Source organism: Streptomyces sp. NPDC048644 (assembly GCF_043199105.1).
GTDB lineage: Bacteria > Actinomycetota > Actinomycetes > Streptomycetales > Streptomycetaceae > Streptomyces.
Genome location: NZ_JBICVO010000016.1, coordinates 76,682 through 89,947, shown reverse-complemented (window position 1 = coordinate 89,947; position 13,266 = coordinate 76,682). Strand labels below are relative to the sequence as shown.

Annotated in this window: 16 protein-coding genes; all 16 read right to left on the bottom strand. The window is 70.4% G+C overall.

Features of this window, described 5'->3' with window-relative positions:
* Window positions 1-40: 40 nt before the first annotated feature.
* Entirely contained in the window at window positions 41-877 is an 837-nt protein-coding gene (gene whiG, locus ACGFNI_RS29050) for an RNA polymerase sigma factor WhiG (RefSeq protein WP_393687633.1), read from the bottom strand.
* Window positions 878-1,227: 350 nt separating this feature from the next.
* The gene (gene dprA, locus ACGFNI_RS29045) at window positions 1,228-2,508 is read right to left on the bottom strand and encodes a DNA-processing protein DprA (protein WP_393687632.1); all 1,281 of its coding nucleotides are present in this window, start codon (window positions 2,506-2,508) and stop codon (window positions 1,228-1,230) included.
* 115 nt (window positions 2,509-2,623) lie between these two features.
* Window positions 2,624-4,237 (bottom strand): YifB family Mg chelatase-like AAA ATPase, encoded by a 1,614-nt coding sequence (locus ACGFNI_RS29040; RefSeq protein WP_393687631.1) that lies wholly within the window; start codon window positions 4,235-4,237, stop codon window positions 2,624-2,626.
* Window positions 4,237-4,557: a YraN family protein gene (locus ACGFNI_RS29035; protein ID WP_393687734.1), complete on the bottom strand. Its 321-nt coding sequence runs from the start codon at window positions 4,555-4,557 to the stop codon at window positions 4,237-4,239. Before ACGFNI_RS29035 ends, ACGFNI_RS29040 begins: the two co-directional genes overlap by 1 nt.
* Before the next feature lie 417 nt (window positions 4,558-4,974).
* The gene (locus ACGFNI_RS29030; RefSeq protein ID WP_003980220.1) at window positions 4,975-5,283 is read right to left on the bottom strand and encodes a DUF2469 domain-containing protein; all 309 of its coding nucleotides are present in this window, start codon (window positions 5,281-5,283) and stop codon (window positions 4,975-4,977) included.
* A gap of 38 nt (window positions 5,284-5,321) precedes the next feature.
* Complete coding sequence (locus tag ACGFNI_RS29025; RefSeq protein ID WP_393687630.1) at window positions 5,322-5,846, bottom strand: NUDIX hydrolase; 525 nt, start codon at window positions 5,844-5,846, stop codon at window positions 5,322-5,324.
* Window positions 5,839-6,642, bottom strand: a complete 804-nt coding sequence (gene lepB / locus ACGFNI_RS29020; RefSeq protein WP_393687733.1) for a signal peptidase I — start codon at window positions 6,640-6,642, stop codon at window positions 5,839-5,841. The genes ACGFNI_RS29025 and lepB (ACGFNI_RS29020) overlap by 8 nt, the downstream gene beginning before the upstream one ends.
* A 52-nt stretch (window positions 6,643-6,694) precedes the next feature.
* Complete coding sequence (gene lepB, locus ACGFNI_RS29015) at window positions 6,695-7,660, bottom strand: signal peptidase I (protein ID WP_393687731.1); 966 nt, start codon at window positions 7,658-7,660, stop codon at window positions 6,695-6,697.
* Complete coding sequence (gene lepB / locus ACGFNI_RS29010; RefSeq protein WP_393687629.1) at window positions 7,602-8,657, bottom strand: signal peptidase I; 1,056 nt, start codon at window positions 8,655-8,657, stop codon at window positions 7,602-7,604. Before lepB (ACGFNI_RS29010) ends, lepB (ACGFNI_RS29015) begins: the two co-directional genes overlap by 59 nt.
* Window positions 8,650-9,414: a signal peptidase I gene (lepB, locus tag ACGFNI_RS29005; RefSeq protein ID WP_393687628.1), complete on the bottom strand. Its 765-nt coding sequence runs from the start codon at window positions 9,412-9,414 to the stop codon at window positions 8,650-8,652. The genes lepB (ACGFNI_RS29010) and lepB (ACGFNI_RS29005) overlap by 8 nt, the downstream gene beginning before the upstream one ends.
* Before the next feature lie 95 nt (window positions 9,415-9,509).
* Window positions 9,510-9,857, bottom strand: coding sequence for a 50S ribosomal protein L19 (gene rplS, locus ACGFNI_RS29000; protein ID WP_227049335.1), 348 nt, complete (start codon window positions 9,855-9,857; stop codon window positions 9,510-9,512).
* 132 nt (window positions 9,858-9,989) lie between these two features.
* Window positions 9,990-10,799: a tRNA (guanosine(37)-N1)-methyltransferase TrmD gene (trmD, locus tag ACGFNI_RS28995; protein WP_393687627.1), complete on the bottom strand. Its 810-nt coding sequence runs from the start codon at window positions 10,797-10,799 to the stop codon at window positions 9,990-9,992.
* A complete protein-coding gene (gene rimM / locus ACGFNI_RS28990; protein WP_393687626.1) occupies window positions 10,799-11,344 on the bottom strand; it encodes a ribosome maturation factor RimM in 546 nt (181 codons plus the stop codon). Before rimM ends, trmD begins: the two co-directional genes overlap by 1 nt.
* A 244-nt stretch (window positions 11,345-11,588) precedes the next feature.
* Window positions 11,589-11,828, bottom strand: a complete 240-nt coding sequence (locus tag ACGFNI_RS28985) for an RNA-binding protein (RefSeq protein WP_393687625.1) — start codon at window positions 11,826-11,828, stop codon at window positions 11,589-11,591.
* A 2-nt stretch (window positions 11,829-11,830) separates the two neighbouring features.
* Window positions 11,831-12,271, bottom strand: a complete 441-nt coding sequence (rpsP, locus tag ACGFNI_RS28980; protein WP_392373123.1) for a 30S ribosomal protein S16 — start codon at window positions 12,269-12,271, stop codon at window positions 11,831-11,833.
* A 156-nt stretch (window positions 12,272-12,427) separates the two neighbouring features.
* The gene (locus ACGFNI_RS28975) at window positions 12,428-13,018 is read right to left on the bottom strand and encodes a hypothetical protein (protein WP_393687624.1); all 591 of its coding nucleotides are present in this window, start codon (window positions 13,016-13,018) and stop codon (window positions 12,428-12,430) included.
* Window positions 13,019-13,266: the final 248 nt, after the last annotated feature.

Here is a 13,266-nt window from a genome sequence, read left to right as displayed (position 1 = left end):
TGGCACCGGTCGACGGAGTGCCGGACGTCGGCCGGGGTGTTCAGCGGCCGACGTCGGCGAGTTTGGCCCTGAGTTGCAGCACGGATTTGGTGTGGATCTGGCTCACCCGGCTCTCGGTGACGCCGATGACATTGCCGATCTCGGCGAGCGTGAGGCCCTCGTAGTAGTAGAGGGTGACGACCGTTTTCTCCCGGTCGGGGAGGGTGTTGATGGCGCGGGCGAGCAGTCGGCGCAGTTCGCGGTCCTCCGCGATCTCGACGGGATTGTCGGCGGCCGTGTCCTCCAGGGTGTCCATCAGGCTCAGTCGCTCGCCGCCTTCGCCGCCGGCGTGCAGGAGTTCTTCGAGCGCGACGACGTTGGCGAGGGAGAGCTGGCTGAAGACGCCGTGGAGTTCTTCCAGGGCGATGCCCATTTCGTGGGCGACCTCGCCCTCCGATGGGGTGCGGCGGAGCTGCGCTTCCAGGGTCGCGTAGGCACGTTCGACGGCGCGGGCCTTTTGCCGTACGGAGCGGGGGATCCAGTCCAGTGCGCGCAGTTCGTCGATCATGGCGCCGCGGATGCGGGTGATCGCGTAGGTCTCGAACTTGATGGAGCGTTCCGGCTCGAATTTTTCGATGGCGTCGATCAGTCCGAATACTCCGGAGGAGACGAAGTCGGCCTGTTCGACGTTGGACGGCAGGCCGACGCTGACCCGGCCGGCGACGTATTTGACCAGTGGGGAGTAGTGCAGGATCAGCTGTTCGCGCAGTCGCCCGTCACCCGTCGCCTTGTAGGAGCGCCACAGCTCGTCGACCGAACTGGGCGCGGCGGGGCGCACGCTGCCGCGCGCGGCGGGTGGTACTGCCGCGCGGTCAGACCCGGAGGTGTGCTGGGGCATTCGTCGCCTTGAGCCGTTCTGCCGAGACACTGGTGGGGGGATGTATGACAATTGAACCGATTGTGAGCGTAGCGTGACTGCGCTGTCGCGGTGTGCAAGGGAGGGTGGGCAGATACGTTCCGCTGCCCGCACCTCAGGGTTACCCGGCGCGGCGGATCGACGGCCGGGCGGGGCGCCGGGCGCAGCACGCCGGGGGTTCGTGCGGCCGGCCGCGACGACGCGACGGACGGTATCCCGCGTGCCCCTCACGCCACATCGGCCTCTCCCAACGGGTCGACTCCGCATACCGAAGCAAGGCAAACCTGGATTCTGCGGTCATTCCCCTCACCCTTTCACCCGTTCGCCCCAGGTCAAGTACCGCCTCGCCGGGAACCTTCGGAGGTCTCCGTTCGTCGCGCCAACTCCCAGCGGTCGCCGCACCTTTGAACGAACCCGAGGGATTGCAGTTCCAGGAGCCTGCCGTGTGTGACGTCCCGAGGTGTGCCCGATTCGCGGGCGATCTGGGCGGTGTCCGCGCCGCCGTGGGCCGGGAGGGCCTCCAGCACCCGGGCGGCGACGGGCTCCAGGAGATCGTGGGCGCGGACCGGTCCGCGGATGTCGGGGGCCAGGTCGCCGATGCTGCCGACGAGTTCGACGATCTCGTCGGCGTTGGTGACCACTGTGGCCTCGCCGCGCAGGAGTTGGTGCACACCGGCGGACAGCGCGCTGGTGACGGGGCCCGGCACGCCCATCGTGAAGCGCCCCATCGCCTGCGCCCGCCGGGCGGTGACCAGGGAGCCGCTGCGGTGTTCGGCTTCCACGACGACGGTGCCCCGGGTGAGGGCGGCGATGACGCGGTTGCGTTGGATGAAGCGGCTGCGGGTGGGGTGATCACCGGGCGGTAACTCGGCTACGGTCAGGCCCTGTTGGGCGATGCGTCCGATCAACTCGGCGTGTCCGCTGGGGTAGGCGCGGTCGACACCGGAGGCGAGAACGGCGATGGTTGCGCCGTCCCCTGCCATCGCGCCTCGGTGGGCCGCCCCGTCGACGCCGTACGCGGCCCCGGAGACGACGGTCCAGCCGCGGTCGGCCAGGCCCGCACCGAGGGTGGCGGCGAGGTGGGCACCGTATTCGGTGCAGGCGCGGGCGCCGACGAGGGCGACGGAACGCAGTGCCCACAGGCGGAGGTTGGCCGTGCCGCGTACCCAGAGGCCGGTGGGGCGTGCGTCGCCCAGGTCGTTGAGCTGGCCGGGCCATTCCTCGTCGTCCGGGCAGACGAACCGGCCGCCGAGTGCGTGGATGGTGGCGAGGTCAGCTGCGGGGTCGGCCCGCGCGGCTCGGAGTCGTAGACCGGCGAGTTTGGTCGTGCTCGCGCGTCGCGGTGGTGGTCCGTCACCGGACAGTGCGCGCCACAGGGCTGCGGGTCCGAGTTCCCGCAGCCAGCCTCCTGCTGTCTCGTCCCCCGGTTCGATGATGCGGGTGAGGGCGGCGCGGGCGAGGCGTTGGGGGTCGTGGGCGGCGTCCGCGGCGTGCTGCGCCGGGGGGGCGTTCGTGGTGGGTGGTGCAGGGTGGGCCCTATATGGATCACGGTGGGCAGGAAGTTGTGCCTCGGGTGGTCGGTTTGTGTGCCCTCGCCCGTCCGCGGTGGTCATCGCGTCCCCCTTCGTCGCTCGCTTCTCCTGGCGGTGCGTCGTCTGCCGCCGCGGGGCAGTCGTTCCTGGTCGCGCGGCGACGGGGCAGGAGCGAGGCCGTGGCGGCGCACGCGGTTCATGTCGTCGCCTTGGTCGCCACCGGTACGCCCCGCCGTACGCCGGTGCGGAGTTCCAGGGCCCAGTTGACGTCCTCCGCGGTGGGGCGGTCGTGGCCGGCGAGGTCGGCGGCCGTCCAGGCGACGCGTAGGACGCGGTCGAGGCCGCGGGCGGTGAGCAGGCCGCATTCCAGGTCGCGTTCCGCTTGGGCCAGGGCGCCGGGGGTCACCTGCCATCGGGTCCGCAGTTCGTGGCCGGGGACGTCGCTGTTGGTGTGCCACGGGGTGCCGGTGAACCGGTCGGCGGCGCGTTCGCGGGCGGCGCGGACGCGCTCGGCCACTGCGGCGCTGGGTTCGGCGCCGCGGCCCAGTGCGACCAGTTCGGAGCGGGCGACGGGCTCCACGGTGATCCGCAGGTCGACGCGGTCCATGAGGGGTCCTGAGAGGCGGGCGCGGTAGCGCCTGATGGAGGACGGGCGGCATTCGCAGCCACCGCCGGTGGTGCCGTGCCGCCCGCAGGGGCAGGGGTTCGCGGCGAGGGCGAGCAGGAAGTGCGCGGGCATCCGCATCATGCCGGAGGCGCGGGCGACGACGACATGGCCGGCCTCCAGGGGCTGGCGCAGTGCGTCCAGGACGCGGGCGCTGCATTCGGCGGCTTCGTCCAGGAACAGCACGCCGCGATGGGCGAGGGAGACGGCCCCGGGGCGGGGCAGTCCGGTGCCGCCGCCGACGAGGGAGGCCATGGTCGCGGAGTGGTGGGGTGCGCAGTAGGGCGGGCGGTCGACGAGTGGCTGGCCCGGTGGGAGGGTGCCGGCGACCGAGTGGACTGCCGTGACTTCCAGTGACTCCTTGGGCGACAGGGGCGGCAGCAGTCCCGGAAGGCGTTCGGCGAGCATGGTTTTGCCTGCTCCGGGCGGGCCTTTCAGGAAAATGTGGTGGCGTCCTGCGGCGGCCACTTCCAGGGCACGGCGTGCGGTGTGCTGCCCGGCGACGTCCGCGAGGTCGGGGGTGTGGTCACCGGACGGCAGCCCGGCTCCGACGCCGGTACCGGGGACGACGAGGCCGGCCAACAGGGGGTCGGGGCGGCCTTCCTGCGGCATCGCGTCCTCGTCGGGTACGGGTTCGTCGGCGAGGACGGCGATGAGCTGGCGCAGGCTGCGGACGCCGAGTACGGAGACGCCGGGGACGAGCGAGGCTTCGGCGGCGGTTCGTTCCGGTACGACGACTTGGCGGTATCCGGCGTCGGCGGCTGCCAGGACGGCGGGCAGTACGCCGCGTACGGGCCGGACGCGGCCGTCGAGTCCCAGTTCGCCGATCATCATCAGGTCGGTGAGTTCGCGGGGGTCGAGGCGTTCTGCGGCGCCGAGGACGGCGCAGGCGACGGCCAGGTCGAAGCCACTGCCGCCCTTGGGGACAGAGGCGGGGCTGAGGCCGACGGTGAGCTTCTTCTGGGGCCATTCGGCCCCGGAGTTGACCACGGCGGCACGCACTCGGTCCTTGGATTCGACGAGGCTCTTGTCCGGCAGGCCGACGAGGGTGAAGGCCGCGACGCCTGGTTCCAGATCCGCCTGGACCTCGACGACCACGCCTTCGACTCCGACCAGGGCGACCGAGCAGGTGCGGGCGAAGGCCATCACGCCACCCCGCGGACATGTTGGACGACCGGTGCGCCGCGGGCCGGCAGGAGGACGCCGATCACGTCGATGCGGACGCCTCCTGGTGGGGGGCCGCCGTGCCGTTCGAGCCAGCGTTCCGCCAGGAGTCGCAGCCGCTGGGTCTTGGCGGCGCGTACCGCGGCCATGGGGTGTTCGTAGGCGGCGGCGCGGCGGGTTTTCACCTCGCAGATGACCAGGGCGTCGCCGTCCGTCGCGACAAGGTCGATCTCTCCCTCGCGGCAGCGCCAGTTGCGGCTCAGGATGCGCATGCCGCTTTCGGTGAGGCGGCGGGCGGCCAGGTCTTCTCCGTAGCGTCCGAGTGCGCGCCGGGGGTCGGTGGTGGTGGGGGTGACGGTGTCGGGCGTGCCCGTGGTGTGCGAGCTTCGGCTCCGGGTGGTTCCCGTCGTGCGGGGCGCGCGTCGGCGGGCTGCCGGTGGGGCGGTGGCCGGTGGGCCCGGCCTTCTCCCGGCGGGCGCGGTGCGCCTGCGCCTGGCCCCGCCGGGGGAGGGAGCGGGTCGTGCGGTCTTCGGGTCTGCGGTCGGCTTGCCGGACTGCATGGCGTTCATGCGGTACCACCTCCGGCACCGACTGTGACGCTTCCGCCCGGATCCATTGGATCTTGGTGGATAACTGCCCGGCTGTGGATAACTCGCTCACCCGAACGGGCAGCGATCACGGGTGTCAGCGGCCGGCATAGTCGCCCCGCTCCCCCGGTGTCAGCTCCCCGGAAGATCCAGATCGCTCTTGTTGAGCTCTTCGATGTTCACGTCCTTGAAGGTCAGGACGCGGACCTGCTTGACGAAGCGGGCGGGCCTGTACATGTCCCAGACCCAGGCGTCCGCCATCGACACCTCGAAGAAGACCTCACCCTGGACGGAGTGGACCTGCATCTCGTAGTCGTTGGTGAGGTAGAAACGCCGCTCGGTCTCGATCACGTACTTGAACAGCCCGACGACGTCGCGGTACTCCCGGTAGAGCTTCAGCTCCATCTCGGTCTCGTACTTCTCGAGGTCCTCGGCGCTCATGGCAGATCCCCTTCAGCCGTGCGTCCCCCCATTGTGCGTCAGGCTCGCTCCGTCTCCAGGGCCAGCGGCGCACTGGGGGGCCCTTCGTCGAGCAGCGTGCGCAGCAGCCCGGCGAGTCTGGTCGGGTACACCGTCTCATGCGACGCCGACAGTTCCTCCATGGTCCACCACCGCAGCCCCGAGAGGCTGCGTCGTTCCAGGTCGGTGTGGCCGCGGGTGTCGGTCACGGTCCGGTCGGTGCGTCCCAGGTAGTACCACTCGTCCTGCTCCCAGCGGCGGCCGTCGAACGGGAACGAGCAGCGGCGTTTCCACAGGACGGGGCCGAGGTCCGCGTCGGTGATGCCGGTTTCCTCGGCCAGTTCGCGGCGGGCGGCCTCCTCGTGGGTCTCGGTGCCTTCCAGGCCGCCGCCCGGTGTGAACCACCAGGTCTCGGTGGGGTGCTCGGGTTCGAAGCCGTGCAGCAGGAGGATCCGGTCGTCGGGGTCGAGCAGGATGACCCGGGACACCTGGCGCACCTCGGCGGCGGCCTCACCGTCGGCCGGCCGCTGTTCCTGGTCAGCCATGGGCGCGGCCCTCGCTCACCGGACGTTCCGCGCCGTCACCTGCACCCCCGTCACGCCCCGCACCGCCGCTCGTGCGTCCCTTGCGTCCCGCCCGGCGCGCGAGGGGTCCGTACGCGGCGCCGCCCAGGATGAGCACCGCACCGGCGACGACCGCGTACGTCAGGGGCCGCAGCGGGCCGGGCTCCGACGCACCCCCGGAAAGGCCGTCGAAGGCCGTGGGCCGGTCCAGCATGCCGATGCTGTCCAGCGGCCAGGCGAGGCCGTCCACGCGGGCCTGGACGGCGCCGCGCGGGACGGATCCGTGGTCGCCGTCGGTGACGTGGGAGCGGGAGTCGAGGGAGTCGTTGCGGTGGTCGCCGAGGAGGAAGAGCTGTCCGTCGGGGACCTTGGCGGTGAAGCCGGTGGGCGAGGCCAGGTGCGCGTTCTGCAGGTACGGTTCCTCGATCGGCGTGCCGTTGACCGTCAGCCGACCCTTGGTGCAGCAGGAGACCTTGTCGCCGCTCACACCGACCACCCGCTTGACCATCGGCAGGTCACCCCACACCGCGTCCTTGAAGACGACGACGTCGCCGCGGCGGATCTGTGCGCCGTCGACCTTCTCGGCCAGGACGCGGGCGCCCGGTGCGATCGTCGGGGCCATCGAATCGGTCGGCACCGTATAGGGGCGGTAGAGCACGGCCGCCCAGAGGAAGCCGCCCAGGAACAGCACACAGCCGACGGCCACGGCCAGACCGGACAGCACGCTGCCCTTGGTCCGGCCGTGGCCGTCGGTCCTGTCTTCCGTACCGCTGACCATCCCAGCTCCCACCCCGCGGGCGCGGCCCGCGTCGAAGATCTGGGACGGCACCCTACCTGGGGGTACGTTCCTTGGTCAGCCTCTTGCGACGCCACAGAACGAGCGGGACGGCGCCGACGAGGCCCAACGCGGCCGGTGTCGCGGCCATCGCCTTGTTCAGTCCTGCCTGGTCGAAGGTGTCCGGCACGGGCAGCGTCGACCAGCGGTTGATCGGCCAGGCGACGGTGAAGGCCCGGCCGACGACCTCGTCGACCGAAACCGTGCCGTTGCCCTTGAGGTTCTGGTGGTAGCGCGAGTCGAGGGAGTCGTCACGGTGGTCGCCCATGACCCAGATCCGGTCCTTGGGGACGTGGATCGGGCCGAACGCCCGGTCGCCGCAAGGGGTGTTGCCCGGGAAGATGAACGAATCCTCCTTGAGCGCCTTGCCGTTGACCTTGACCGGCCCCGTGCCGTGGCATTCGACGGTGTCACCGCCGACCGCGATGACCCGCTTGATCAGGTCCTTCTCCTCCGCCGACGGCATCAGGCCGATGAAGCTGAGGACCTTCTGGACGGGGTTGGGCTCGGGGGTGGGCGTTTCGTTGAGCCAGCCGCCCGGGTCGTGGAAGACGACGACCTCGCCGCGCTCCGGCTTGGATCCGAACCACGGGGTGAGCTTGTCGACCAGCACCCGGTCGCCCCGCTGCAGGGTGTCCTGCATGGAGTCGGACGGGATGGAGAACGCCTGCACCAGGAACGTTTTGATCAACAGGGCGAGGATCAGCGCGATGCCGACCAGGATCGGCAGCTCTTTCCAGAAGGCACGCGGCTTCTTGGCGCTCTTCGTACCCTTCCCGCCACTCACGCCGTTGCTCTCCTCATCCGCCGGGCGTCGGTCCGCTGCCGGTCCTTGCGCTGCCTGCTGTGACTGTCCCTCGGGATGCGACGGATGCACGGAACTCGCTGCCGTCTGCGCGGACTCACCGCTTCCCGCCGGCTCTTCGGGCCCTTCGGTTCCGGACCGCGCGCCGACCGCCAAGTCCCCCACATCCACTCCTTACTCCACGCTCTCGCCCACCCGTCAACCGGTGCAGGCCCACCACTCCCATAACGAGCGGGAGTTCCGCAGGGGTCGGGAGTTCGGTCAAAGACTCGGGCAACACCCTATGCGGGTCCGCCGCGGCCGATGCCCCCGCACCCGGCGCGTCGTGCACGTTCGCGAAGGTGTCGGGCTCTTCGAGTTCGCGCCAGTGCTTGAACGGCCAGGCGATCACCACGGCCCGTCCGACGACGTTGTCCTCGGAGACCGTTCCGTGGTCGGGCTCGTCCAGGTGGTAGCGGGAATCCGCCGAGTTGGAACGGTGGTCGCCCATGACGAAGACCCGCCCGGTGGGGACGTTCACCGTGAACTTCAGCTGGGAGGGCGGGTTTCCGGGGTTCACGTACGGCTCGGTGAGCGGAGTTCCGTTGACCGTAAGTTTGCCTTGTTTGTCACAGCACTTGACGGTATCGCCACCAACACCGACCACACGCTTGATCAGATCTTGTTCATCGGCCGAAGGCAACAGGCCGATGAAGGTCATGAATTCCTTGAACTGCTTGACCCCCGCCGGATCCGGGGCGGCCTTCTTCAGCCCGTCCTTCTTGAGCCAGCCACCGGGATCCTTGAAGACGACGACGTCTCCGCGCTCCGGCTTGGATCCGAACCACGGGGTGAGCTTGTCGACCAGCACCCGGTCGCCGATCCGGATCGTCTGCTCCATGGAGCCCGACGGGATCACGAACGCCTGGACGAGGAAGGTCTTCAGGACCAGCGCGATGGCCAGGGCCACCCCGATGAGGATGGGGATTTCCTTGAGGTACGAGCGCTGTCTGCGGCGTTTGATGCGCCGTGCCTGGCGCCGCCGCTCGGCACGTCCGCCGGTGGGCCGCCCGCCCGCCCTGTGCCCGTCTCCCCCGCCCTCGCGGCCGTCCACGTCCGGCTCGCCGTCGGCGGCCTCCTGGAGCCCGTGCCGCGGACGCCCCCGGCTACCCATGCGGGCCTGCCGGGGCCGGTACGGCATCGAAGGCGGGCGGGCGGTCGATGCCGGTCCAGCGGCTGAACGGCCAGCTGATCAAGTCCGCCCTGCCGATCACCTTGTCGACGGGGACGGTGCCGCCGCCCGCTTCGCCCAGGTGATCGCGGGAGTCCCTGGACCGTGCCCGGTGATCCCCCATGACCCACAGCTTTCCCTGTGGCACCACGATGTCGAAGGGCACCGAGGACGGCGCGTTCCCCGGATACACATAGCCCTCGATGACGGGCTTGCCGTTCACTTCGATCCGCCCCCGTTTGTCGCAGCAGGTCACCCGGTCCCCTCCGATGCCGATCACGCGCTTGACGTAGTCGGTATCGGCAGGCCGGGCCAGTCCCAGCGCCGCGCCGGCTCCGCGCAGCAGCCCCGCGACGGGATTCTCCTCCGACTCCCTGTGAACGAAAGACCCCGTGCCGTCGAAAACGATCACATCGCCCCGGCGCGGCTCACCGCCGAAGCGGTACGCCAGCTTGTTGACCAGCACCCTGTCCCCGATCTTCAGGGTGTTCTCCATGGAGGAGCTGGGGATCAAAAAAGGCTGGACGACGAAGGCGCTCAGCAGGAGCAGGAACGCCAGGCAGATCACGAAGAGGGTGAGGGGCCGGAAGCGGAGCCCGGCCAGGGCGGCGAGAAAACGCGCGGAGCGCGACCGGTGCTCCGGCCCCTGGTCGGGGGCGGGAGAGCGGTCGCGCTCCGAGAGCTGTGCGTCGGTGTCCATCGGGCCCTGAGCCTATCCGGCCGGGTCCGGGCACCGTACGTGAGCCTGGTGAGGCGTTGCCGGGGCGCGGAAGGACGCGGCCCCGGCGGCACGACTCAGTTGTCGCGCTTCTCCTTGATCTTCGCGGCCTTGCCGCGCAGCTCACGGAGGTAGTACAGCTTGGCGCGACGGACGTCACCGCGGGTCACGAGCTCGATCTTCTCGACGATCGGGGTGTGCACGGGGAAGGTGCGCTCGACGCCGACGGAGAAGCTGACCTTGCGGACCGTGAAGGTCTCGCGCACGCCGGCGCCCTGACGGCGGATGACAACGCCCTTGAACTGCTGCACACGGGAGCGGTTGCCCTCGATGACGCGGACGTGGACGTTGACGGTGTCACCCGGGCGGAAGGCCGGGATGTCGCTGCGCAGCGACGCGGAGTCGACGGAGTCGAGAAGGTGCATGACCTACTGCTTTCTTCGTTGATGCCACAGGTCATCAACGGGATATCGAAGATGATGTTCGGATGCCGTTCCGTCGGGCGGGCGTCGTTCCCCCTGTGGCAGGGGCGCGCGCCGGACGCACACAGCAGCGGCCTATTCTTCCACGGCCTCGCCCGTCCGCCCAAATCGGCCGTCCTCGCCCGGCGCCCAGCCCAGTGCGGCGAGGATGGCGCGGTCCTTCTTGTCGAAGGCGGCGGGATCGGCACGCTCGATCAGGTCGGGACGGTTGCGGTCGGTGCGGCGGAACGCCTCGTCGCGGCGCCAGCGCGCGATCTTGCCGTGGTGACCGCTGATCAGCACCTCGGGGATGCCGCGCCCGCGCCACTCCGGGGGCTTGGTGTAGACGGGCCCCTCCAGGAGGTCGGCCATCGCACCGGGGGCGAACGAGTCGTCCTGGTGGGACGCGGCGTTCCCGAGCACTCCGGGGAGCAGCCGGGCCACGGCCTCGACCATGACGAGGACGGGGGCCTCACCGCCGGCCAGGACGTAGTCGCCGATGGACACCTCGCGGACGTCGACGCGGTCGCCGTACTCCTCGATGACGCGGCGGTCGATGCCTTCGTAGCGGGCCGGGGTGAACACCAGCCAGGGCTTGGCGGAGAGTTCGACGGCGAGCTGCTGGGTGAACGGTTCGCCGCTCGGGGTGGGGACGACGATCACCGGCTCACCGTCACCGGACGCGAGGACCTCGTCCAGCGCCTCGCCCCAGGGCTCCGGCTTCATGACCATGCCGGGCCCACCGCCGTAGGGGGTGTCGTCGACGGTGTTGTGCTTGTCGTGCGCCCAGTCCCGCAGGTCGTGGATGCGGACGTCGAGCTGCCCGCGGGCGCGGGCCTTGCCGACGAGCGAGACGTTCAGCGGTTCGAGGTACTCGGGGAAGATCGTGACGACGTCGAGCCTCATCAGCTGTCCTCGCGGGTCGACGCGATCTCGGCCTGGCTGTCGTCCAGGAGGCCGGGCGGCGGGTCGATGACCGCGCGCTGCTCCTCCAGGTCGATCTCCGGCACGATCTCGGCGACGAAGGGCACCATGACCTCGCTGCCGTCGGGCCGCTTGACGATCAGCAGGTCCTGGTAGGGCAGGTGGGAGACCTCGGTGATCCGGCCGACGGCGGTGCCGTCGCGGGTGACGACGTCGAGGTCCATCAGCTGGTGGTCGTAGAACTCCTCGGGGTCGTCCGGGACCTCGTCGGGGTCGACCTCCGCGATGAGCAGGATGTTGCGCAGCGCCTCGGCGGCCGTGCGGTCGCGTACGCCATCGAAGCGCAGCAGCAGCCGGCCGCTGTGCACCCGGCCGGTCTCGATGGTCAGCGGCCCGGCGGAGGCCGGCTCGGTGGCCAGGACGGCTCCAGGACCGAGCCGCAGCTCCGGCTCGTCGGTGCGTACCTCGACGGTGACCTCGCCCTTGATGCCGTGGGCGCGGCCGATCCGCGCGACTACCAGCTGCACGCTGCTCCCTCTTTGCGACTGAGCCGCCGCCGCTCTCGCGGATGCGGCCGAGGAACGTGAGGGTTCCTCGATGTAATGGTGACGGAGATGGGGTGATGTTGTCGGACGGCGGCGGCCGACGGGGCGCACAGCGCGTACGGCACGGCCGCCCGTCGTCACGGCGGGCGCGGGCGGCACCCGGCGGACGACAAAGGCCGGGGACGGCTCGAAAGCCTTCCCCGGCCCGAGCCGGTGCTCAACTTCTTCAGCGGACCTGGTCCACGTCGACGAGGTCGACGCGGATGCCCTTCCCGCCGATGGCGCCCACGACGGTCCGCAGCGCGCGGGCGGTACGGCCGTTGCGGCCGATCACCTTGCCGAGGTCGTCGGGGTGGACCCGGACCTCCAGCACGCGCCCGCGGCGCAGGGTGCGCGAGGCTACCTGCACGTCATCGGGGTTGTCGACGATGCCCTTGACGAGGTGCTCGAGGGCCTCCTCGAGCATGCTCAGGCCTCGGTCGACTCGGAGGTGGACTCGGCCGCAGCCTCGTCCGCCTTCTTGTCAGCCTTCTTCGCCTTCGGGGTGATGGCCTCACCCTTGGGCTCGTTGCCGGAGTCCTTGGCAGCGGCCTCGAAGAGGGCGCGCTTGTCGGCCTTCGGCTCGGCGACCTTCATCGGCGCCGGGGCCGGCAGGCCCTTGAACTTCTGCCAGTCGCCGGTGACCTTGAGGATGGCCATGACGGGCTCGGTCGGCTGCGCGCCGACACCCAGCCAGTACTGGACACGCTCGGAGTCGACCTCGATGCGCGAGGGGTTCTGCACCGGGTGGTACAGGCCGATCTCCTCGATGGCCCGGCCGTCACGGCGGGTGCGGGAGTCGGCGATGATGATGCGGTAGTGAGGCGCGCGGATCTTGCCCAGACGCTTCAGCTTGATCTTGACTGCCACGGGAGTGGTGTCTCCTGGTCTTGACGTGGTGGGGCACAACGGGATGCCACGTGGGGTTGCGGTACTCGGTATGCCCGATGGACGCGTCAGCCGGAGGAGAGAGGGGTCCTGTGCGACTGTCGAGTACAGCTGTCCATTGTGCCACACGCCGTCGGGTCAGCCGACCGCGGCCACCTCGGGGATGCGGAAGGGCTTGCCGCAGCCGCCGCAGACGATGGGCGCCTGGGCCAGCACGGACGGAACGACCCGGACGTTGCGTCCGCAGTCGCAGACGGCCTTGACGCGTACGCCGCCTCCGGAGGAGCCGTGGCGCGCGGCCGGGCCGCGGAAACTGCGGGCGCTGTCCGTGGCGGTCGCCATGGTGTGCGCCTTGAGGGCTCTGCCGAGCCGCTCGATGGTGGGCCGGTAGCGGCGCCTGGCTTCGGGGTTGAGCGTGACCAGGGAGAAACCGCTGCTGGGATGCGGTTCGTCGACGTGGTCCAGGCCCAGCTCCTCGGCGATCGTCAGGAACCGGCGGTTGTGGTAGCGGCCTGCACGGGAGGTGTCGCGGATGCCGCGGGCTGCGGCGATGCCGTGGACTGCCTCGTGGAGCAGCCGTTCGAAGGAGAGTTCGGCGCCACAGGCGGACGAGGACTCTCCGATCAGGGACTCGGGCGCGGCCAGGTCCGGCAGCTCGGGGTGGTGCCGTTGAATATCGGCCCAGGCGAGTGCCAGCTCGGCGGCGAGAACAGGCGGTGTCGTGCTCACGTCGTGACAACGAGCCGGGGTCGCCCAGTGTTCCGATACCGGGCCATCCCAAATAATTTGCACGTACCAGTCAGTTTCTGGTGAAGGGGCGCGCCGGGGGCGGGTGCCGCGATCTGTACGCAAGACGTGCACGGCGCATCAAGCTGGTACGTAACCCCGCGTACACCACGCGCCGTATCCGGGGCGCACGCCGGTCGCGCGGCGTGCTCGCCACCCGTCCCGTACACACCGTAGGGCCCGCGTGAACG

What these genes read in the sequence shown, in the direction of transcription:
- whiG (WP_393687633.1), bottom strand. Translation starts at nt 877, where the DNA reads ATGCCCCAGCACACCTCCGGGTCTGACCGCGCGGCAGTACCACCCGCC.
- dprA (WP_393687632.1), bottom strand. Translation starts at nt 2,508, where the DNA reads ATGACCACCGCGGACGGGCGAGGGCACACAAACCGACCACCCGAGGCA.
- ACGFNI_RS29040 (WP_393687631.1), bottom strand. Translation starts at nt 4,237, where the DNA reads ATGGCCTTCGCCCGCACCTGCTCGGTCGCCCTGGTCGGAGTCGAAGGC.
- ACGFNI_RS29030 (WP_003980220.1), bottom strand. Translation starts at nt 5,283, where the DNA reads ATGAGCGCCGAGGACCTCGAGAAGTACGAGACCGAGATGGAGCTGAAG.
- ACGFNI_RS29025 (WP_393687630.1), bottom strand. Translation starts at nt 5,846, where the DNA reads ATGGCTGACCAGGAACAGCGGCCGGCCGACGGTGAGGCCGCCGCCGAG.
- lepB (WP_393687733.1), bottom strand. Translation starts at nt 6,642, where the DNA reads ATGGTCAGCGGTACGGAAGACAGGACCGACGGCCACGGCCGGACCAAG.
- lepB (WP_393687629.1), bottom strand. Translation starts at nt 8,657, where the DNA reads ATGGGTAGCCGGGGGCGTCCGCGGCACGGGCTCCAGGAGGCCGCCGAC.
- lepB (WP_393687628.1), bottom strand. Translation starts at nt 9,414, where the DNA reads ATGGACACCGACGCACAGCTCTCGGAGCGCGACCGCTCTCCCGCCCCC.
- rplS (WP_227049335.1), bottom strand. Translation starts at nt 9,857, where the DNA reads ATGCACCTTCTCGACTCCGTCGACTCCGCGTCGCTGCGCAGCGACATC.
- trmD (WP_393687627.1), bottom strand. Translation starts at nt 10,799, where the DNA reads ATGAGGCTCGACGTCGTCACGATCTTCCCCGAGTACCTCGAACCGCTG.
- ACGFNI_RS28985 (WP_393687625.1), bottom strand. Translation starts at nt 11,828, where the DNA reads ATGCTCGAGGAGGCCCTCGAGCACCTCGTCAAGGGCATCGTCGACAAC.